Annotated in this window: 20 protein-coding genes and 1 tRNA gene; 14 read left to right on the forward strand and 7 right to left on the reverse strand. The window is 68.8% G+C overall.

Annotated features, from left to right (window positions below; genetic code table 11):
* Positions 1 to 749: 749 nt before the first annotated feature.
* From Q8Q85_03395 to Q8Q85_03425, 7 genes are all read right to left on the reverse strand, one after another.
* Positions 750 to 832: transfer RNA gene (locus tag Q8Q85_03395), tRNA-Leu, on the reverse strand.
* A gap of 102 nt (positions 833 to 934) precedes the next feature.
* Entirely contained in the window at positions 935 to 1693 is a 759-nt protein-coding gene (locus Q8Q85_03400) for a hypothetical protein (protein ID MDP3773290.1), read from the reverse strand.
* A gap of 42 nt (positions 1694 to 1735) precedes the next feature.
* On the reverse strand, positions 1736 to 2734 hold the full coding sequence (floA, locus tag Q8Q85_03405; GenBank protein ID MDP3773291.1) for a flotillin-like protein FloA: 999 nt from the start codon (positions 2732 to 2734) through the stop codon (positions 1736 to 1738).
* Positions 2735 to 2764: 30 nt separating this feature from the next.
* Positions 2765 to 3220: an NfeD family protein gene (locus tag Q8Q85_03410; protein MDP3773292.1), complete on the reverse strand. Its 456-nt coding sequence runs from the start codon at positions 3218 to 3220 to the stop codon at positions 2765 to 2767.
* 115 nt (positions 3221 to 3335) lie between these two features.
* A complete protein-coding gene (locus Q8Q85_03415) occupies positions 3336 to 4013 on the reverse strand; it encodes a hypothetical protein (protein ID MDP3773293.1) in 678 nt (225 codons plus the stop codon).
* A complete protein-coding gene (locus Q8Q85_03420; GenBank protein MDP3773294.1) occupies positions 4010 to 4471 on the reverse strand; it encodes a hypothetical protein in 462 nt (153 codons plus the stop codon). Before Q8Q85_03420 ends, Q8Q85_03415 begins: the two co-directional genes overlap by 4 nt.
* On the reverse strand, positions 4468 to 5013 hold the full coding sequence (locus Q8Q85_03425; GenBank protein MDP3773295.1) for an RNA polymerase sigma factor: 546 nt from the start codon (positions 5011 to 5013) through the stop codon (positions 4468 to 4470). Before Q8Q85_03425 ends, Q8Q85_03420 begins: the two co-directional genes overlap by 4 nt.
* A gap of 180 nt (positions 5014 to 5193) precedes the next feature.
* Here Q8Q85_03425 and Q8Q85_03430 point away from each other — a divergent pair, with 180 nt between their 5' ends.
* The 14 genes from Q8Q85_03430 (at position 5194) to Q8Q85_03495 (ending at position 20970) form a co-directional block, all read left to right on the forward strand.
* Positions 5194 to 5784: a TetR/AcrR family transcriptional regulator gene (locus Q8Q85_03430; protein ID MDP3773296.1), complete on the forward strand. Its 591-nt coding sequence runs from the start codon at positions 5194 to 5196 to the stop codon at positions 5782 to 5784.
* A complete protein-coding gene (locus Q8Q85_03435) occupies positions 5781 to 6602 on the forward strand; it encodes an enoyl-CoA hydratase/isomerase family protein (GenBank protein ID MDP3773297.1) in 822 nt (273 codons plus the stop codon). The genes Q8Q85_03430 and Q8Q85_03435 overlap by 4 nt, the downstream gene beginning before the upstream one ends.
* Entirely contained in the window at positions 6602 to 8038 is a 1437-nt protein-coding gene (locus Q8Q85_03440) for an aldehyde dehydrogenase family protein (GenBank protein ID MDP3773298.1), read from the forward strand. The genes Q8Q85_03435 and Q8Q85_03440 overlap by 1 nt, the downstream gene beginning before the upstream one ends.
* 61 nt (positions 8039 to 8099) lie before the next feature.
* On the forward strand, positions 8100 to 9308 hold the full coding sequence (locus Q8Q85_03445) for an acetyl-CoA C-acyltransferase (protein ID MDP3773299.1): 1209 nt from the start codon (positions 8100 to 8102) through the stop codon (positions 9306 to 9308).
* A gap of 129 nt (positions 9309 to 9437) precedes the next feature.
* Positions 9438 to 10238 (forward strand): enoyl-CoA hydratase-related protein, encoded by an 801-nt coding sequence (locus tag Q8Q85_03450; protein MDP3773300.1) that lies wholly within the window; start codon positions 9438 to 9440, stop codon positions 10236 to 10238.
* Between the two features lie 14 nt (positions 10239 to 10252).
* Positions 10253 to 11374, forward strand: coding sequence for a Phenylacetic acid catabolic protein (locus tag Q8Q85_03455; GenBank protein MDP3773301.1), 1122 nt, complete (start codon positions 10253 to 10255; stop codon positions 11372 to 11374).
* Between the two features lie 44 nt (positions 11375 to 11418).
* A complete protein-coding gene (locus Q8Q85_03460) occupies positions 11419 to 12108 on the forward strand; it encodes a glycerophosphodiester phosphodiesterase (protein MDP3773302.1) in 690 nt (229 codons plus the stop codon).
* Positions 12105 to 12968: a 3-hydroxyacyl-CoA dehydrogenase family protein gene (locus Q8Q85_03465; GenBank protein ID MDP3773303.1), complete on the forward strand. Its 864-nt coding sequence runs from the start codon at positions 12105 to 12107 to the stop codon at positions 12966 to 12968. Before Q8Q85_03460 ends, Q8Q85_03465 begins: the two co-directional genes overlap by 4 nt.
* Positions 12965 to 13747, forward strand: a complete 783-nt coding sequence (locus Q8Q85_03470) for an enoyl-CoA hydratase/isomerase family protein (protein ID MDP3773304.1) — start codon at positions 12965 to 12967, stop codon at positions 13745 to 13747. Before Q8Q85_03465 ends, Q8Q85_03470 begins: the two co-directional genes overlap by 4 nt.
* The gene (locus Q8Q85_03475; GenBank protein MDP3773305.1) at positions 13744 to 14610 is read left to right on the forward strand and encodes an amidohydrolase family protein; all 867 of its coding nucleotides are present in this window, start codon (positions 13744 to 13746) and stop codon (positions 14608 to 14610) included. Before Q8Q85_03470 ends, Q8Q85_03475 begins: the two co-directional genes overlap by 4 nt.
* 10 nt (positions 14611 to 14620) lie before the next feature.
* Complete coding sequence (locus Q8Q85_03480; GenBank protein ID MDP3773306.1) at positions 14621 to 16012, forward strand: pitrilysin family protein; 1392 nt, start codon at positions 14621 to 14623, stop codon at positions 16010 to 16012.
* Positions 16012 to 18114: an insulinase family protein gene (locus Q8Q85_03485; protein MDP3773307.1), complete on the forward strand. Its 2103-nt coding sequence runs from the start codon at positions 16012 to 16014 to the stop codon at positions 18112 to 18114. Before Q8Q85_03480 ends, Q8Q85_03485 begins: the two co-directional genes overlap by 1 nt.
* Before the next feature lie 61 nt (positions 18115 to 18175).
* Positions 18176 to 19633, forward strand: a complete 1458-nt coding sequence (locus tag Q8Q85_03490) for an amidohydrolase family protein (protein ID MDP3773308.1) — start codon at positions 18176 to 18178, stop codon at positions 19631 to 19633.
* Positions 19630 to 20970: an amidohydrolase family protein gene (locus Q8Q85_03495; protein ID MDP3773309.1), complete on the forward strand. Its 1341-nt coding sequence runs from the start codon at positions 19630 to 19632 to the stop codon at positions 20968 to 20970. The genes Q8Q85_03490 and Q8Q85_03495 overlap by 4 nt, the downstream gene beginning before the upstream one ends.
* Positions 20971 to 20983: the final 13 nt, after the last annotated feature.

The raw sequence follows: 20983 nt of genomic DNA on the forward strand, positions 1-20983 counted from the left end.
TGGCCGACGCCCATCGATAGGAATTTGAATCGCCGCTCCCAGAGTATGCGCCTAGTGCCGAGCTGCGGCGAGAGGGGTGCGGGCGCAGAACCGGTCCGCCGACGCGCGTGCGCACCGACGCCACGCTCAGGTCACGGTCGACTTGCCCCGTGGCGAGCCACAAGTAGATGATGCGACGGCTGACGCCCAACTGCCGGGCGATCGCCGCCTTTGTGAGGCCCTGATCCAGCAAGTGTCTGAGCAGCACCAGTCGCTCCCATCCGTACACCGGTGTCTCCCCGCAACAAGGAGACCCCAAGGTGAAGGCAAGGCTGGGCGTACCACCACCCAACCGGGATCACGACCGAGTGTGCAATTTCACCCGGTGCTTCTGTGCAATTTCAAACCGGTGATGACATAAACTGCCATCAGATTGCGGTGGGCGATAGGCCGAGCGGCCTAGGGGCCGCGAGCCCGTCCGTTAGCCAGGGGCGTCGCCCGCCGTGCTAACCAATCGCGCTTAAGTGGGCCGTGCCGGCGCGCCTCGCTCGCCTGGTCCAACCGTACTACTCGAGCACGATGCGCCCGCCACACGCGCCAGCGCCCCGCCTGCGCCCCGATCTCGGCCCGGGGCTATCCGGGGTGGCCTCGCCGTGCGCGGCCCGTCCAGCCGCCCGCCGCGCGCCGTAAGCCATAGTTGAGCCATAGTTGGGCCGGAAAGCGAACGGGGCGCCGAAGCGCCCCGTTGGCCAAGTCCTTGTCCTGTCTGATGCCCGAGGAGAGATTCGAACTCTCACGCCGTCGCCGGCACGGGATTTTGAGTCCCGCGTGTCTGCCATTCCACCACTCGGGCGGCTGGTACTGACGTGATGAGTAATAGGTGATGGCTGATGGGTGATGGGGGCCGCACGAATTCCCCCTTCACTCATCACCTATAACTCCTACCCATCACTCATCACCTATCACCTACGGGTCTTCCCAAGATCTCGCTCAGCACCACGGCGTCTCCCGGCCGCCCCGTCGCGAACCGCGCCAGCTTGCCCGGCTTGGCGGCCGTGACGCGTCGTTCCACCCGGGCCTCCGCCGCTGCGACCTTCTCGTGCCAGGCCTGGTGCTCCACCCTGCCGCCGATGGCCGCGCCCTCCTCGACCACCGCACGTCGCGCCGTCTGCTCGCTACTCAGCTCCTCGTTCGAGACCTCCGGCGCCACCTCGCGGTCGGCCCAACGACGGCGCGCCTCGATGATGGCGGCGGCCTGGTCGTCGTAACCGGCCCCCTCGAGGCTGACTACCGTTTCATCTTCCGACGTCTTGTCCGCGTCGTCGTCCTCGAACTCCAGGACCGGGCGGCGGGTCACGCTGGGTCGGGCAGGCTTCTTGGGATAGAACACTTCGCGCGTCGGCTGCTGCTTCATCAGGCGATTCGCCGCGGCCTTCCGCGCGTCCGGGTATGCCCGCGCCCGGACCTCCTCGTCCGACTCCGCCGCCGGACGCGGCCGCTGCGGCGGCCGCGTGGCCACCTGCTCCGCCGCCTTCAGCTCCGCAAGGGCCCGCGCCAACTGGCCCATCGGCGCGCCCGATTCTCGCACGCTCTCCGTGGACTCGAGGGACGCGCCTGTGGACCGCGCCGCCGGCCTCTTCTTCTTGCCGAAGAGCACCGCGACGACCCAGAGGATCAGGATCGGCCAGACCAGATTGAAGTCCGCGAGAATCACCCTGCCCTCACTCCCCTCTCTCCCCTGTCTCCCCTGTCTCCCCTAACTCCCCTGACTCCCCTGCTCTCCACCAGTCTCCTCCGCGATCGCCGTCCGCATCGACGTATCAGCCTGCACGTTCCGGTACCGCGCGAAGTCCATGATCCCGAGGTTTCCCTTCCGGAACGCCTCGGCGATGGCGAGTGGTATCTGGGCCTCCGCCTCAACGACCTTGGCCCGCATCTCCTGCACCCGCGCCTTCTGCTCCTGCTCCACCGCCACGGCGAGCGTACGCCGCTCCTCCGCCTTGGCCTGGGCGATCCGCTTGTCCGCCTCCGCCTGGTCGGTCTGAAGCTCGGCGCCGATGTTCTTTCCCACGTCCACGTCGGCGATGTCGATCGAGAGGATCTCGAATGCCGTACCGCTGTCGAGACCCTTGGCCAGAACCGTCTTCGAGATCATGTCAGGGTTCTCGAGCACCTTCTTGTGCGACTCCGCCGAGCCGATGGTCGAGACGATCCCTTCGCCCACCCGCGCGAGGATGGTCTCTTCACCCGCGCCGCCCACCAGGCGATTGATGTTGGCGCGGATGGTGACGCGCGCCAGCGCCAGCAGCTGGATGCCGTCCTTGGCCATCGCGGCGACCTTGGGCGTCTGGATGACCTTGGGGTTCACGGAGAACTGCACCGCCTCGAGCACGTCGCGGCCCGCGAGGTCTATCGCCGAAGCCTGCTTGAAGGTGAGCCCGATCCCGGCCTTGTCCGCCGAAACGAGCGCGTTCACTACCCGGTCCACGTTGCCATGGGAGAGGTAGAGCGACTCGAGCTCGTTGATGTTGAGCGAGAGCCCGGCCTTGGTGGCCTGGATCAGCGGGTAGACGATCCTCTTGGGATCGACCCCCCGGAACCGCATGCCGATGAGCGTGCCGAACTTCACCCACACGCCGGAGGCGGCCGCCGTTATCCAGAGGCGGATGGGGACGAAGTGGAAGAACGTGAACACGAGACCGATGCCGGCCACTACCAGGACGAGCAGGATCGGACCGCCGAGATTTTCAGGCATGCCAGGCTCCAGTAGGTTGAGAGACCCGCGTCACGCGGGAAGCTTGGGTGCGGGCCGCACCAGGACGCGCATTCCTTCGGCGCGGACCACTGTTACGACCGTGCCCGCATACACGAACTCGCCTTCGGTCGTCACGTCGACCCGCTCGCCCTCGATCTGCGCGATGCCTACCGGCCTCAGCTCGGACAGGGCGACGCCGATCTTGCCCACGAGGTCCACCCTCGGCTCGGCGGAAACGAAACCCTCCGCGCTCGCCACTGCCTCCTGATGCAGTATGCCGGCGAGTCGGCGGCTGGCCGGCAGGTGCAGCAGGAGCGCGACTCCGACCGCGGCCACGATCCCGACACCCACGGCGACGCCGGTGATCAGTTCCCAGATGTTGGGCCACCCGGCGGTGGTCCTCCCCAGCATGAAGAATATGAGGCCGAAGATGATCGCGCCGAGGACGAGTCCGCCGACCAGACCGATCTTGGGATGCACGGCCATAGAGTTGTGAAGCTAGCGACCCGTCACGACGCCCGCGAGGCCCGCTGGAAAGAGAAGGGCGCCGGCATCGTTCGCCGGCGCCCCACTTTCCTTCGCGATCCCGCTCAGCCGCCCGTTACATCTCGTCTTCCGGCGGCCCACCGGGCTGCCGTGCCCCCGGCCGCGGACGGCGCTGGAACTGCGGCTCCGGCTGGCCCTGCTGCGGCCCCATCATCCCCGGCCGGGACCGGTCGCGGACCCGATCCACCTGGTCCATCAGCGCCCGCCGCATCATGAGCAGCCGAGCGCGCTGGATCGGCGTCAGGAACGCCGCCAGCTCCCGCAGCTCCTGCTGCTCGAGCTGAGCCCGTGCCACGTGGTTCTGCGCGATGGCGTCGAGCAGGCGGGCGAGGCTGTCCTGGTTGGCCGCCACGCCGGGCTGGAGCTGCGCCACTGCCGCGCGGTGCAGGTCCGCCTCACGGCGGCCCAGGTCCCGATGACGGTCTTCGTTGGTGCGCCCCGCCTGTCGCAGCCGCTCCATCTGCTGGTCGTTGAGCCCCAATTCCGTCTGGACCCGCTGCGCGAAGCGTTCCTGGATCTGCTGTTGGAGGCGCTCGCGGTCCGGCCGCCCCTGCATCCGCATCCCCATTCCGGGCTGCATCTCCATTCCGGGCTGCATCCCCATCCCCGGCGCGGGTTGAACCGTCACGGTGTCCGGCGGCGGCGGACGCCGCGGTGGGTTCTGCGCCAGCGCCACACCGGCACCCAACACCAGGACCGCCACGGTGGTGGCGCGATGGATCACGTGCTTCATATAGCTCCCTCTTTCGACTGCATTGCCTGCAGCAAGGCTCGCAGCTCCGGTTCCGACAGATCGTCAACCGACATAGCAGACGCACGGGGGACAGTGGCGTTAACCGCTCGGACCTGGTCCACCACTCGGAGAACGGCCTCCGCCTCGCTCTGGTCGAGCGAATCAACGCCCGAGACCGGCAGCGTGACGACGACCGAAGCTGTGTGTCCACCGCTCCGGACGCCCATCATCGTCACCGTGCCGGCGACGATCACGAGCGAAGCCGCGGCCGCGACCCGCAACCCGCGCGGTGCCGAGAGGACGCGACCGATCAGTGTGGCGGGCGCTTCCGGCTCCTGGTTCAGCCGCGCGAGAACGCGCGCCGCCACCCGCTCCGCGTCCACCCGCGCAGCGCTACGCTGCGCCTTCGCATCCAGCTCCGCGAGCGCCTTCGCCAGCCCCGTGGGCAGTTCGTTCATCGGATCCATGACTTCAACCTCTTCACCGCGTGGTGATAGTGCACCCGCGCCGCCCCTTCACTGATCCCGAGCCCGCCCGCGATCTGCGCGTACTCCATCCCCTGCTGGGCCCGGAGCAGGAAGACCTCGCGCTGGAGCGGCGCCAGCGCCGCGATCCCTTCCTGGATCTTTTCCGCCGTCCAGGTCGCTTCCGCCTCGCCGTCCGGCGTCCCGCCGGGGTCCCGCAGGTCGGGTGTCAGCTCGATCACCTGCCGCCGTTTCCACTGCCGGCGCCGGTCCTTCAGAAGGTTGCTACCGATGGTGAGCAGCCACGTGCGGAAGCTCGATCCGCCACGGAACGACCGGAGTCCCCGAAACGCCTTGAAGAAGGCGTCCTGGCTGATGTCCTCCAACTCGTCGTCGGGCGCGCCTTGCACCGCCAGATAGCGGGCGAGCGGCGTGCTGTGCCGCCGCACCAGCTCCGCGGCCGCGCGCTCGTCGCCCGCCAGGTAGCGGGCGATCAGGTCGCCATCCGACTCGACGGCGGTCGCCAGTGCTCCCATTAGTCGAAGAATTGGACGTTCCAAGGTGGGGCCCGTTAAGGCGCAGGACCGGCCGGCTCAGGGGGCCTCCATGCTCGGTTCTCCTCGCACCCAAAATGCGCCAAGCCGAGCCCTTGCGCGAGATGTGAACCGCCGCGATACTTCGGCTTCGAACGCTCGTTCGAAACAATCCGAGTGCTCATGACAGGATTCGACAACCGCCGGGAAAACCTGCTCGCTGTAGCGGCCCGAGTCTTCGCGGCTACCGGCTACGACCGCACTTCCATGCGGGACTTGGCCCGCGCGTCGTCCATGAGCCTCGCCGGAATGTACTACTACGTGAAAGGCAAAGAGGACCTGCTCTTCCAGATCCAGCGGAACTGTTTCGAGCTGGTTCAACAGGGTGCGCTCGATGCCATCGGCCGTCAGCTATCGGCCGAGGAGCGACTGGCCGCTTTCATCCGCCACCACGTCACGTTCTTCGCGACTCACATGGCCGAGATGAAAGTGCTCGCGCACGAGGCGGAGTCGCTCTCCGGAGCGGGGCTCGAGACGGTCCGGCGGCTCAAGCGCGGGTACGGGGACGTACTGCTCGGTCTTCTGACGGAGCTCGGCGGCCACGGTTCTGGAGCGCAGGTGGACCGGCACGTCGCCGCCTACACGTTGTTCGGCATGATGAACTGGATCTACACCTGGTACGACCCCAAGGGCCCCGTCGATGTGGCGGAGCTCGCCGACTCGATCACCCGGCTGTTCCTGAACGGCTACTCTGCGGAGGTCTCGGTAAGATGACGGCGACATTGGAGAAGGATACGGCGACGAAGCGGCTGGTGAACTACCGGACCGAGGACGGCATCGCCGTCATCGAGCTGGACGACCCGCCGGCCAACACCTACACCTACGAGCTGAACCGCCAGCTGGACGACGCGATCCTCCGGGCGCGGTTCGACGACACCGTGTACGTGATCGTGCTGCGCGGCGCCGGCAACAAGTTCTTCTCGGCGGGCGCGAACATCAGCATGCTGAACACCGTCACGCCGCAGTTCAAGTACTACTTCTGCCTGCACGCCAACGAGACGCTCAGCCGTCTCGAACAGACCCCCAAGCTGGTCATCGCGGCGCTCAACGGGCACACGGTGGGCGGCGGCCTCGAGATCGCGATGGCGGCCGACATCCGCATCGCGCGGAAGGAAGCGGGCAAGATCGGCCTGCCCGAAGTGAACCTGGGCGTGCTCCCGGGGACGGGCGGCACGCAGCGCATGGCCCGCCTGATCGGCAAGGTGAAGTCGCTGGAGCTGATGCTCTTCGGCAAGCAGCTGTCGTTCGATACTGCCAAGGATATGGGCCTCGTCAACGACGTGTGGGACGCGACGCCCGAGGCGTTCTGGGACCAGATCATGGCCTACGCCAGGCAGTTCTGCCCGCCGAACAAGGCGGCCATGGCGGTGGGCCACATCAAGCGCTCGGTGCAGTCGGGCCTCGAGGTGCCGTTCGAGTACGGGCTGGCGCTGGAGCGTGAGCTCCAGTCGTTGCTGTTCAAGAGCCAGGACGCCAAGGAGGGCATCGCGGCATACGTCGAGAAGCGCATGCCGGTCTTCAAGGGCAAGTGATGCGGACGGACCTCTACATCAACGCCGGGTGGGCGCCGGCCGCGGCCGGCCGGCGCTTCCCCGTGGTGAACCCGGCGACCGAAGAAGTGTTGGGCGAGGTCTCGGAGGGGGACGCGCAGGACATCGACCGGGCCGTGCAGTCGGCGCGGGGTTGCTTCGAGTCCGACGGGTGGCGGAAGCTCGCGCCGAGGCAGCGTGGCAGGATGCTGGCGAAGGCGGCCGATATCCTGGAGTCACGGCTCGACGAGTTCTCGAAGCTCGAGACGCAGCACAACGGCAAGCCGCTCTTCGAATCGAAGATCGACGTATCGATGGCGATCGAGACGCTGCGGTACTACGGCGGCTGGGCGGACAAGATCGTGGGCGATACCCTGCCCCTCGCGCCCAACTTCCTCACCTACACGCTGAAGGAGCCGGTCGGCGTGGTAGGCGCGATCACGCCGTGGAACTTCCCGCTCAACCTCGCCACCTGGAAGTTCGCGCCCGCGCTCGCGTCGGGCTGCACGGTGGTATCGAAGCCGCCGTCGGAGACGCCGCTCACCATCCTCCTGATGGGCGAGGTGTTCGAGGCCGCCGGCTTCCCGGCCGGGGCGTTCAACGTCGTCGCGGGGAGCGGGCGGGTGGCGGGGAACGCGCTGGTGCGGCATCCCGGCGTGGACAAGATCGCTTTCACGGGCTCGACGGAGGTCGGCAAGGGCATCATGCGCGAGGCCGCCGAGACGGTGAAGCGCGTGACGCTGGAGCTGGGCGGCAAGTCGCCCAACGTGATCTTCGCCGACGCGGACATCCCGGCGGCGATCCGCGGGGCGCAGAACGGCATCTTCTACGGCAAGGGCGAGGTGTGCGCCGCGGGGTCGCGGCTCCTGGTCGAGCGCCAGGTGCACGACCAGGTGGTCGAGGAGTTGGGCGCGCGCGCGAAGAAGCTCTTGCCCGGTGATCCATTCGACAAGAACACCCGCTTGGGCGCGGTAGTCTCCCTGAAGCAGCAGCAGACGGTCCTCCGCTACATCGAGCAGGGGAAGCAGGAGGGCGCCGAGCTGGTCGCGGGCGGGAACGCGGCCCAGGTGAACGGCAAGGGCTTCTACGTCGAAGCCACGGTGTTCGACCAAGTGAGGCCGGAGATGACGATCGCGCGGGAGGAGATCTTCGGCCCGGTCCTGGCGGTGCTCACCTTCGACGACGTCGAGGAGGGGATCGCGCTCGCCAACCAGTCGATGTACGGGCTGGCCGCGGGCATCTGGACCAAGGACATACAGAAGGCTCACCGGGTTGCCCGCGCGATCCGCGCCGGGACGGTCTGGATCAATACGTACAACTTCTACGACGCGGCGGCTCCGTTCGGAGGGTACAAGGCGTCGGGATTCGGGCGGGATCTGGGGCGCGAGGCGCTCGAGGGGTATCTGGAAACCAAATCGGTATGGGTCAGCCTGCAGTGAGCGGTAGAGTTGCAGGGTTGCAGAGTTGCAGCGGCTGCCAGTGGGCAGCGATCGGGGGGATATGCGCGACGCCGTGATCGTAGATGCGGTGAGGACGCCGATCGGGAGACACGGTGGGGCGCTGGCGTCCGTGCGCCCCGACGACCTGGCGGCCGTGCCGATCCGCGCGCTGCTGGAGCGCACTGCCATCGACCCAGCGGTGATCGACGACGTGATCTTCGGCTGCGCGAACCAGGCGGGAGAGGACAACCGCAACGTCGCGCGAATGGCGGCGCTCCTGGCCGGGATCCCTCCCGAAGTGCCGGGGCAGACGGTGAACCGCCTCTGCGGCTCCGGCCTCCAGGCCGTGATGAGCGCGGCGCACGCCATCCGGTGCGACGAGGGCGAGTGCTTCGTCGCGGGCGGCGTGGAGTCGATGTCGCGCGCTCCGGTAGTGATGCTCAAGCCGGGCGAGGCCTGGCCGCGCAGCGCACCGCAGGCCGCGGACACGACCATCGGGTGGCGCTTCGTCAATCCCGCCATGCCCTCCCGGTGGACGATCTCGCTGGGCGAGACGGCGGAGATCGTCGCGGACCGGTACCACATAACGCGCGAGGACCAGGACCGGTTCTCCGCGGAGAGCCAGAAGCGGGCCGCGGGCGCGCTCGCGGATGGCGTCTTCGAGGATGAGATCGTGCCAGTGGAAGTGAGGACGGACGGACGGACCGACCGACGCACGGTCGTGGACCGGGACGAGCATCCGCGGCCGGAGGCCACGATGGAATCGCTCCAGAAGCTGAAGCCGGCGTTCCGCAAGGCAGGCGGCACGGTAACGGCGGGCTCCAGCTCGGGGATCAACGACGGGGCCGCGGCCCTGCTGGTGATGGAGCGGAAAGCGGCCGTGGCGCGCGGATACCTGCCGCTGGCGCGGGTCGTGGCGAGCGCGGTCGCCGGCGTTGACCCAGACGTGATGGGCATCGGCCCGGTGCCCGCCACGCGCAAGGCGCTCCAGCGCGCAGGACTCCACGTGAAGGACCTCGACCTCGTCGAGTTGAACGAAGCGTTTGCCGCCCAGTCGCTCGCCTGTATCCGCGAGCTGGGCTTTCCCGAGGACCAGGTGAACGTCTATGGCGGCGCGATCGCGCTGGGCCATCCACTCGGCGCGTCGGGCGCGCGCATTCTGACGACCCTGGTGCACGCGCTCAGGCGGCGCGGCGGCCGTTACGGGCTCGCCACGATGTGCATCGGCGTGGGCCAGGGGATCGCGATGGTCGTGGAGAGAGAAGCATGAGAGAACCGGGGAGCGGGGAGCGGTACCTTGGGGAGCGGTACCTTGGGTGGCCCGTCGCAGTACTCGTGCGCCGCGATGGGCACCAAAAGGTACCGCTCCCCGCTCCCCGCTCCCCCGGGATCCCCACCCATGGCTGAGGGCGCCTTTTCTACGGTCGCGGTCTCCATCGAGGCCCACGTCGGGACCATCACGCTCAACCGCCCCGACAAGCTCAACGCGCTCACGGCGGAGATGGTGGACGAGCTGGCCGACGCGCTCCGGATGCTCACCGGAGCTGAAGCGGTGCGGGCCATCGTCATCACCGGCGCGGGGAGCGCGTTCTGCGCCGGTGCGGACCTGGGAGCACTGAAGGCGATCCTCGACGCCAGGGACGAGGCGGCGGGCCGACGGCTGGTGGACGGCGCGCGCACGATCCACCAGCTGATCCGCGAGGCGCCGCAACCGGTGATCGCGAGCATCAACGGCGTGGCGGCCGGAGGCGGCGCGAACCTCGCGCTGGGCTGCGATCTCCGGATCGCGGCCGACACCGCGAAGATCGGGCAGGTCTTCGCCAAGCTGGGCCTGCACCCTGACTGGGGCGGCAGCTTCTTCCTGCCTCGGCTGGTGGGCGCCTCGAAGGCGCTGGAGCTCTTCCTCTCCGCCGAGCTGGTGGACGCCCCGCGGGCGCTGGCGCTGCACCTCGTCAACCGCGTCGTCCCGGCGGACGAGCTGGGCGCCGCCACCTCCGCCTGGGCCAGGGCCATCGCCGCGGGGCCACCCCAGGCGGTCCGCCTGGCCAAGCAGGCCGTCTACCGGAGCGAGCGCGCCTCGCTCGACGAGATGCTGGACTGGGAGCTGGAAGCGCAGATGGCGTGCTTCGCCAGCGGCGACTTCCAGGAAGGACTTACCGCGTTCCTCGAGAAGCGAGACCCGAACTTCACCGGTCGCTGAGGAGACAAGACTCAATGCTGCGCGTGCACACCTTCGACGAGTGGATCGACCTCTTCAAGTCCTGGCAGACCGACATCGGCCTGGCGGCGCACGAGATCCGGGACTTCAAGTTCGACATCAAGTTCGCTGACCCCGAGGTGGACGAGATCGAGTTCGGCCACTACCGGGGCCAGAGGAAGTGGCCGACCATCATGCACATCCCGGACCAGCGGATCCGGGACGCCCTGCTCAACCTCATCGTCTACCAGGGCGACACCGAGTTCGCATCGGTGGAGCAGCAGCGCAACCTGCTCGAGAATTCGCCGTCGTCCTACGACCTCCTCTCCATCATGCGCGTGATGTGCGAGGAGATGCGGCACGGCTGGCAGATGTCGTACCTGCTGGTCGCGCATTTCGGCGACGAGGGGAAGCGCGAGGCACAGAAGCTCCTCGAGCGCCGCGCCTTCGAGGGCAAGCGCCTCCTCGGCTCGTTCAACGAGCGGGTAGACAACTGGCTGGACTTCTTCACCTACACCCAGTTCATCGACCGGGACGGCAAGTTCCAGTTGAAGATGCTCTCGACCTCGGCCTTCGATCCGCTCGGCCGCTCCATGGGGCCGATGCTGAAAGAGGAGTCGTATCACCTCGGCACCGGGAACAACGGGCTGCTGCGGATCATCAAGGCGGGAAGGATCGAGCTGGAGATCATCCAGCGCTTCTTCAACAAGTGGGTCCCGACGGCGTTCGACCTCTTCGGGACCGACAACTCGTCATCGGCGCACTGGGCGTACGAGTGGGGCCTCAAGGGACGGTTCGACGAGCGGGAGAACCCGCAGCCGGCCGAACGGCCACACCTGAACGAGGCGTCCCGCGGGCTCTACCGGCAGGAGATCTCGCGGCTGGTGGACCGGATGAACCAGCTCATCCCCGACCGCGACCGCTGGCTCAGGGTCCCGGAGCTCCAGTTCAACCGGAAGATCGGCCAGTGGGCTCACCAGCACTGGACGGTGGACGGCCAGGAGATCCGCGCCGACAAGTACGCCGAGTACCAGGCTTCGGTGCTGCCCCAGCCGGAGCACTATGCCAGGCTGAACGACATCTTCAAGGACCAGGACTGGATCACCCCGAAGAAGTCCGACCTGCCGGAAACCGCCTGAGCGGCGGACTGGAGACCGGCGGCCCCGCGCGGTAGGTTGGAAGCATGGGCGGGCCGCTGGTCATAGCGCATCGCGGGGCGTCGGGGTACGAGGTCGAGAACTCCCTCGCCGCGTTCCGGGCCGCACACACCTTGGGTGCCGACGCCGTAGAGCTGGACGTTCACGCGACGGCCGACGGCGCCCTCGTCGTCCACCACGACGAGATGATCGGCCCGCACCACATCGCCCACTGCTCGCTCAAGGAAGTCCGCGCGCAGCCGCTGAAGAACGGCGAGCCGGTGCCCACGCTCGACGAGGCGCTCGCGGTCATTCATCCGCACCTGAGCGCGTTCGTCGAGATCAAGTCGATGAGCCCCCGGCTGGACGAGAAGCTCTTCGCGATCCTCGACGCGGCGCCCGCGCCGCAAAAAGTGGCGGTGCACGGCTTCGACCACCGAATAATGCACCGGCTCGGCGAGCGCCGGCCTCACCTCAGGCGCGGACTCCTGTCGTCGTCCTACCCCATCTGGCCCATCCGCGTCCTGGAGGACGCCGACGCCACCATACTGTGGCAGCACTGGGAGCAGGTGGACCAGGCGCTGGTCGAGTCCGTTCACGCCGCGGGCATGACGATCTACGTCTGGACCGTGGACGGGCCGGCGGCGATGCAGCGCCAGCTCGCCCTGGGGGTGGACGGCCTCTGCACCGGCTATCCCGACCGGGGCCGAGCCGCGGTAGATTCCCTGCCCCGGTGAGCCCAATACGAGCGGTCACGGTCGTCGGCGCCGGCACGATGGGGCACGGCATCGCGCAGGTCGCCGCCCAGGCGGGCTACGCCGTGCGGCTGGCCGACTCCGTCCCGGGAGCAGCCGCGCGCGGCTTCGAGCGCATCCGCAACAACCTGGACGGCGCGCTCGAGCGCGGCAAAGGCACGGCCGAGTCGCGCGAGGCCGCCCTGGCCCGGCTCACCGCATCGGACGACGTCGAGACCGCCGCCCGAGGCGCCGACCTCGTCATCGAAGCTATCCCCGAGGAGCTGGAGCTGAAGCGGGAGCTGTTCAGCCGGCTGGAGAAGATCCTCCCTCCTCCCTCCATTCTCGCGACCAACACCAGCTCGCTCTCCGTTGCCGCCATCGCCGGAGCGGTCTCCCACCCGGAGCGAGTGGTCGGCATGCACTTCTTCAATCCCGTGCACCTGATGAAACTGGTCGAGGTGGTGACGCACCCGGGCACCGCCGACGCTACCCGCGACGCCGCGGTAGCCGTGGCGCGCCGCATGGGCAAGGAGCCGATCGTGGTGAAGGACTCGCCCGGCTTCGCCTCCAGCCGACTCGGCGTGGTCCTCGGCCTGGAGGCGATGAGGATGCTGGAGGAGGGGGTCGCCGGCGCGGAGGACATTGACCGCGCGATGACCTTGGGCTACAACCATCCGATGGGGCCGCTGCGCCTGACCGACCTCGTGGGGCTCGATGTGCGCCTGGCCATCGCGCGGTACCTCCACCAAACGCTGCGGTCCGACCACTACGCCCCGCCGGCCATCCTCGCGCGCCTGGTGGCCGAAGGAAAGCTCGGCCAGAAGACCGGGCAGGGATTCTACACCTGGACGGAGCCATGAAAGAACCACCTCACGTCCTGACCGAGCGCCAGGGCGGGATCGGCATCATCACCATCAGCCGTCCCGACAAGCGGAACGCGCTGGACGCGCCTACGCACGACCAGTTGCTGGCCGCATTCGAGGCGATGAAGCGGGACGAGGCGGTGCGGGTCGTGGTACTCACCGGCACCGGGAAGGCCTTCGTCTCCGGCGCGGACGTGCGCGAGTTCGTGGGACAATCGCCGGTGGACATGCTGGGCCGGCTGCTCCAGCAGCCCTCCGCGATCGAGGTCGCCGACGGGTTCCCGAAGCCGCTCATCGCCATGATCAACGGCTACTGCCTCGGCACCGGGAACGAGCTGGCGATGGCGTGCGACATCCGGATCGCGAGCGAGGACGCGAAGTTCGGACAGCCGGAGATCAACCTCGGGATGATCCCGGGCGGCGGCGCCACGCAGCGGCTCCCCCGCCTGGTCGGCCTGGGCAAGGCGCTGTGGATGATGTATACCGGCGCGATCCTCGACTCGTCGGACGCCCTACGGATGGGCCTGGTGGACCTCGTGGTGCCGCCCGAGCAGCTGCGCCCGCGCACCATGACCCTGGCCCAGATGATCGCGTCGAAGAGCGCGGTGGCCCTCGCCATGATCAAGGAGGCGGCGCGCGCCAGCGTGCGCGCCCCGCTCGACGACGGGATCCGCCACGAGCAGAGCCTGGCCAGCGTGGTGTTCTCGTCGAAGGACATGCAGGAGGGGCTGAAAGCCTTCCTGGAGAAACGTCAGCCGCGATTCACCGGAGAGTGAGCAGCCCTGAAGCCGCGGGCGTCACCGACGTCCACGTCCACATCCAGCCGTGGCGGCAGATGAAGCCCGCCGTCATGGAGGCCATGCGGCGGGGCAAGGAGGACCACTGGGAGTTCCTCCTCGCGCTCATGGACGACCCGAAACTCCTGCTCGACATCATGGACAAGTCGGGGATCTGGCGGGTGGGGATGGTGAACTACCCGAGTCCCGACCTGATGGGCTTCACCGACGAGACCAACACCTTCGCGGCGCGCTACGCCGAGGCAGCGCCGGAGCGGCTGCTGCCGTACGGCGGCGTCCACCCCCGCTTCGCCGGCGACATCAATGCCCAGGTGGACGAGCTGCTGGAGCTGGGCATCCGATGCCTCAAGATCCACCCGTCGCACCAGCTCTTCCCGGCCAACGCGCACACCCAGGGGATGCAGACGCTGGGCGCTATCTACCGGCGCTGCGAGGACCGCGGCTTGCCGGTGATGATCCATACCGGCACCAGCATCTTCCCCGGGGCGCGCAACAAGTACGGCAACCCGATGGAGCTCGACGACGTCGCCATAGACTTCCCCGACCTCACCATCATCATGGCGCACGGCGGCCGGCCACTCTGGATGGACGAAGCGTTTTTCATTCTGAGGCGTCACCGGAACGTGTACCTGGACGTGTCGGGCATTCCGCCGCTCAAGATCACGGAGTACTTTCCCCGCCTCGGCGAGATCGCGGATCGCGTGCTGTGGGGGACGGACTGGCCGAGCCCCGGAGTGCGCGATCTGAAGACCAACCTCGATCAGTTCATGAGCCTGGCGTTGTCGCCGGACGTCAAGACGGCGGTAACGTGCACCAATCCGCTGAAGGTGTTCCCACAGTAAGGAGACTACGGTGATCAGTAGTGGGCAGGGTTGCAGAGTTGCAGCGGTTCGCAGCTTGCAGGCGACAGGACTGGCCTGCCTCCTGGCTGCCCTTCCGCTCCAGGGACTGAGTGCCCAGAACGCCGGGCGCATCCCGTTCGAGACGTACACGCTGCCCAACGGGCTGCGCGTGGTGCTGTCGGAGGATCGCTCGACCCCCATCGTGACGGTGAACGTCTGGTACCACGTGGGGAGCGCGAACGAGCGGGTGCGGCGGTCCGGCTTCGCGCATCTCTTCGAGCACATGATGTTCCAGGGGTCAGCCAACGTGCGGAAGGCCGAGCACTTCCAGCTGGTCGAGCGCGCCGGCGGCGAGATGAACGGCTCGACCAATGAAGACCGCACCAACTACTTCGAGACACTGCCCTCCAACCGGCTCAACCTCGGCCTGTGGCTCGAGGCGGACCGGATGCGCTCGCTGGCCATCACGCAGGAGAACTTCGAGAACCAGCGCCAGGCGGTGAAGGAGGAGCGCCGGCTTCGGGTGGACAACCAGCCGTACCAACGGGTACTCCTGGAGGCCCTCACAGTGCCGTTCGACTCGACGGGCTGCTTCGCCTATGCGCACACGGTGATCGGCGACATGAGCGACCTCGACTCGGCCCGGGTCGAGGACGTGCAGGAATTCTTCCGCGCCAACTATGCCCCCAACAACGCTGTGCTGACGATCGTGGGCGACTTCGATGCGGCCCAGGCTCGACGGCTGGTCGAGCAGTACTACGGCGACATCCCGCGCCAGGCCGACATTGCGGACGTGCGGTGCGAGACGCGCTACGGTACCGGTACCCGCCGCGTGGACGCGACCGACAACAACGCCAACCTCCCGGCGGTCGTGCTCGTCTACAAGGTGCCGCCGCGGTCCGACGCCGACGCCCCCGCGCTCGACCTGCTGACCACCATCTTGGGTGGCGGCGAGTCGTCCCGCCTCAACCGGCGGCTGGTGCGCAGCGAGCGCTCGGCCCTCGCTTCCGCCGGCTTCGCCAACCTGCGACGCGGGCCGGGCGTACTGCTCCTATTCGGCATCGCCAACCAGGGCGTCGAGGCCTCGCGCGTCGAGGTCCAGCTGAACGAGGAGGTGGACCGGTTGCGCAGCGACTCGATCGCCGAGGCCGAGTTGGCCAAGGCGCGCAACCAGTACCGCGCCGGAGCCATCCGCTCGCGCCAGAGCACCATGGGCGTCGCCGAGACGCTCCAAGGCGCGCTGCGCTTCCAGGGCAGCCTCGAGGCTGCCAACACGGAGACCGATCGCTACATGGCCGTGACCGTCGCCGACCTGCGCCGCGTGGCGCAGCGCTACCTGATGCCGGAGAACCGGCTCACCGTCGTCGTGAACCCGCCGGCTAACCGGGGAGGGAGCAACTGATGCGCGCTCCTGGAATCGCCCTGGCCGCCGCAGCCATGATGGCAGTGCCGTCCGTGGCCGCCGCGCAGGTCCCGACCACGCCTCCGGCCCCGACGGCGCTGCGCCCAGTGCGCTTCCCGCCGTTCGTCAACGCGCGCCTGGCCAATGGCGTGAGCCTCGTCGTGGTCGAGAACCACGAGCAGCCGGTGGTCACCGTGTCCCTCGCCGTGCCCGCCGGCGGACGGTACGAGCCCGCCGACCGGAGCGGCCTGGCGGGCATGGTCGCCACGCTGCTCACCAAGGGAACCGAAAGCCGCACCGCCGACCAGATCGCCGCCGAGGTCGAGGGCGCGGGTGGCGGGATCGGCGCCGGCGCGGGCAACGACTTCCTGTCCATCACGGTCTCGACCCTGACCGCGAACCTCCCGCAGGCGATGAACGTGCTCGCCGACGTGGTGGCGCACGCCAACTTCCCCGCCACCGAGGTGGACCTCGCCCGGACGCAGGCGCTGTCCACCCTCCAGCTCACGCTCTCCCAACCGGCGGCGATCGCGCAACGCATATTCGACCGCGAGGTCTACGGCGAGCACCCGTACGGCCGCAGCGAGACGCAGGCTTCGCTCCGGGCCATCACCCGGGACGACATCGTGCGCTTCTTCAACGAGCGGGTGAAGCCCGCGGGCGCGCTCCTGGTGGTGGCCGGCGACGTGCAGCCGGCCGCGGTGCGCCGGCTGGCCTCCGAAGCCCTCGGAACCTGGCAAGGCGCTCCGGCGCCGGCCGCGGCGGAGCCCGCGGTCCCCGTACGCGCCGCCACGGAGATCGTGTTGGTGCACAAGCCCGGCGCGGTGCAGTCGAACATCGTCGCGGGCTTTCCCTTCATCACGCCGCGTGACCCGACGTTCTACGCGCTCACGGTCATGAACCGCGTCCTGGGCGGCGGCGCCGACGCGCGGCTGTTCATGATCCTGCGCGAGCAGAAAGGCTGGACGTACGGCGCCTATTCGGGCTTCACACGCCCGCGCGGCATCGGCCGCTTCGCCGCCACCGCCGAGGTCCGTACGCCCGTGACCGACAGCTCGCTGGCCGAGCTGCTCCACCAGCTGAACCGCATCCGCACCGAGACGCCGCCCGACAGCGAGATCACGGGGGCGAAGAACTACCTCGTGGGCCGCTTCCCTCTCAGCATTGAGACGCCGGAGGAGATCGCCGGCGCGGTGGCGAGCGCGCGGCTCCTAGGCCTGCCGGACGACTACGTGATCCGCTACCGCGAGCGGCTGGCCGCCGTGACCGCCGCCCAGATCCAGGCCGCGGCTCGCCGGCACCTCACGACCGACAGGATGGTGATCGTCGTAGTGGGCGACGGACCGAGCATCTTGAACGGCCTCAAGGCGCAGGGCCTTCCGGTCCGCATCGTGGACGTCGAGGGCCGGCCGATGACCGAGGCGGACCTCACGCCTCGCGCCGACGGCGTGGCGTGGGCGCGCGAGCGAATCGAGCCCGGGACGGTGACGTACCGGGTCCTCCTGCAGGGCAACCCGTTCGGCCAGCAGACGCGTTCCATCTCCCAGGCGACTGAAGGAGGCCGGCCGGTACTGCGCGTGATCACCGCCTCCAACCTTGGCCCGATCATCAACCAGAGCGACACGACCGCGATGGACGCCGCGACCCTCGCACCGCTACGGGTCCGGCAGGGCGGCACGGTGCAGGGCCAGGCGACGTCGCTCAGTCTGGACTACGACGGGATGCACGTGAGGGGCCAGGGCCACACGCCGAGACCCGGCGGCGCCGCCCGCGACGTCACGGTGGACACGACACTCGCCGCCGGCACCGTTGACAACGATCAGCTTGGCCTGTTGATCACCGCCCTGCCCCTCGCGGCCGGCGGCCGCTGGACCTTCGCGGCCTTCGACGGCGCCGAGAACACGGTCCGGACGATGGCGGTGAGCGTGAGCGGCGAGGAGTCCGTCACGACGCCCGCCGGGACCTTCGCTTGCTGGCGGGTGGAAGTGAACGGGGGGCAGATACCGGTGGTGTTCTTCGTGCCGAAGGAGGCGCCGTACGCGCACGTGAAGCTGGAACTCGTCGGGCCACCGGTCGTGTTCGAGTTGACAGGAAGAAACTAGTGTGAAGGCAGAGTTGCAGAGTTGCAGGGTTGCAGCGGTTGGCAGGCTGCAGGTGACAGGAATGGCGCTCCTGCTGACCGCTTGCGCGCGCGCGGCAGGAGCGCCGCAGCCGGCGCCGGTGCCCGCCGTCGCCACGGCGACGACCGCCGCGGCCGCCGCGGTGCGGGCGCCAAGGCAGCCGCCGGCGCAGGGCCCTCAGCCGTATCGCGACACCTTGTCGTTCGACCGGGAACAGTACCCGTCCACCTACCGCCCGCGGCCGTCGCCGCCGGTGCTCATCCGCAATGCCACGATCCTCACCGCGACGGGAGTCGAGATCGAGCGCGGCTCCATCCTCCTGCAAGACGGAAGGATCAGCGCGGTGGGAGCGGACCTGCCGGCCCCGGCGGGCGCGATCGTCGTGGACGGCACCGGCAAGTTCGTGACGCCGGGACTCATCGACACCCATTCGCACCTCGGCGTGCATGCGGCGCCGGGGACGGCCGCCGAGGACAACGGCAACGAGTCCACGAACCCCAACACCGCGCAGGTGTGGGCGGAACACTCGTTCTGGCCGCAGGACCCTCAGCTGCCACTCGCCCAGGCCGGCGGCGTCACCACGATCCAGGTGCTGCCCGGCTCCGCGAACCTCATCGGCGGCCGCAGCGTCACCATGCACGTGGTCCCCGGCCGGACGGTGCAGGACATGAAGTTCCCCGGCGCGCCGTATGGGGTGAAGATGGCGTGCGGCGAGAACCCGAAGCGCGTCTACGGCCGCCGAAACAGTGCGCCCTCCACGCGCATGGGGAACATGGCCGGCTACCGCTCGGCCTTCATCGCCGCGGAACGGTACCGGCGCCGCTGGGACGCGTGGAACCGCGATCGCACCGGCGACCCCCCTGAGCGCGACCTCCAGCTCGAGACCCTCGCCGGCGTGCTCCGCGGCCGGATCCTGGTCCAGAACCACTGCTACCGCGCCGACGAGATGGCGCAGATGATGGACCTGGGACGCGAATTCGGGTTCCACATCCGCTCGTTCCACCACGCGGTCGAGGCGTACAAGATCGCCGACGTGCTGGCGCGCGAGAATGTCGCCTCCTCGGTGTGGGCGGACTGGTGGGGCTTCAAGATGGAAGCGTTCGACGGAGTGCAGCAGAACGCGGCCCTGATCACCCAGGCTGGAGCGCGCGCCGTCATCCACTCCGACGACGAGCGCGGGATCCAGCGCCTCAACCAGGAGGCGGCGAAGGCGATGTGGTCCGGGCGACGGGCCGGCATCTCGATCACGCGCGACCAGGCGCTCCGCTGGGTCACCGCGAATCCGGCGTGGGTGATCGGGCTGGATTCCGTGATCGGCACGCTGGAGGTGGGCAAGAACGCCGACGTGGTGGTCTGGAACGGCGATCCGTTCTCGGTATACGCGCGGGCGGAGCTCGTCTACGTGGACGGCGCGCTGATGTACGACCGGAACGATGCGGCGACGTGGTGGAGGACGGATTTCGAGCTGGGGAATGTGCCTGCCGCCGGGAGGGATCGGTGATCGGTCGGCAGGGAGAGTTGCAGAGTTGCAGAGTTGCAGCGGTCGGCAGGTTCAAGTGGGCAGGTACGCTTGGGCGGCTCCTGCTGCTCACCTTGATGTCCGCCGTTGCGCCGTTCCGCCCTTCCGCCCTTTCCGCCCAGGTCATCGCCATCACCGGCGGCCGCGTCATCCCGGTCTTCGGCCCGCCGATCGAGAACGGCACGGTTCTGATCCGCGACAGCATGATCGTGGCGGTCGGGGCGAACGTGGTGATCCCCGAGGGCGCCCGGCGCATCGACGCGCGCGGGAAGATCGTGACGCCGGGGCTCATCGACGCCAACACGCAGATCGGCCTGGTCGAGATCCCGCTGGGGACCCTGACGCAGGAGCTGGGCGTTCAGGGCCCGGTGGCCGCGAGCTTCAACGTGGCCGAGGGCATCAACCCGGCGTCCGTGCTCATCCCCGTCAACCGGGTGGAGGGCATCACCAGCGCCCTGGTCGTGCCGAGCGGGCCGTTCCTGGCCGGGCAGAGCGTGTTCGTGGACCTGGCGGGCGAGACGATCGACCAGATGATCGCGGGGAGCCCGGTCGCGATGCACGTCACGCTCGACGAGACCTCGAAGGAGGCCGGCTCGGGAGCGCGCGCTGGCACGCTGGCCCGGCTGCGCCGGATCCTCGGCGACGCCCGCGCCTACGCCTCGCGCCGCGCCGACTTCGAGCGGCGGCAGATGCGCGATCTGGCGGCCTCGCAGGCCGACCTCGAGGCGCTCCAGCCGGTGCTGGCCGGCCGAATGCCGCTGGTCGTCACCGCGCATCGGGTCTTCGACATCCGCAACGCGATGCGCGTGGCGCGGGAGTTCGGCCTGCGGATCGTGTTGGCCGGCGCCACCGAGGGTTGGGAGATCGCGGACGAGATCGCGCGGGCCGGCGTGCCGGTCCTGGTCGAACCGATCGCCAACATCCCCAGCTTCAACCAGCTCGGCGCGCGGTACGAGAACGCGGCGCGGCTGGCGGCGGCCGGGGTCAGGATCGCGATCGTGACCGGAGGCTACGGCGACGGCACGACGCACAACGTGCGCCTCATCAAGCAGGAGGCCGGCACCGCGGTGTCGTACGGCCTTCCATACGAGTCCGCCCTCTATGCCGTCACCCTCGCGCCCGCGGAGATCTTCGGCATGAGCGACCGCTACGGCTCGCTCCAGCCGGGACGGGTGGCCAACGTCGTGGTGTGGTCGGGGGATCCGTTCGAGTTCTCGACCGGAGTGGAGCACGTCTTCATCCGCGGCCGCGAGATCCCGCTCACCAGCCGCCAGACCGAGCTGCTGGAGCGCTACCGGACCCTGCCGCCTCGCTGGTAGGAACGCATGCGCG

It is taken from the genome of Gemmatimonadales bacterium, assembly GCA_030697825.1.
GTDB lineage: Bacteria > Gemmatimonadota > Gemmatimonadetes > Gemmatimonadales > JACORV01 > JACORV01.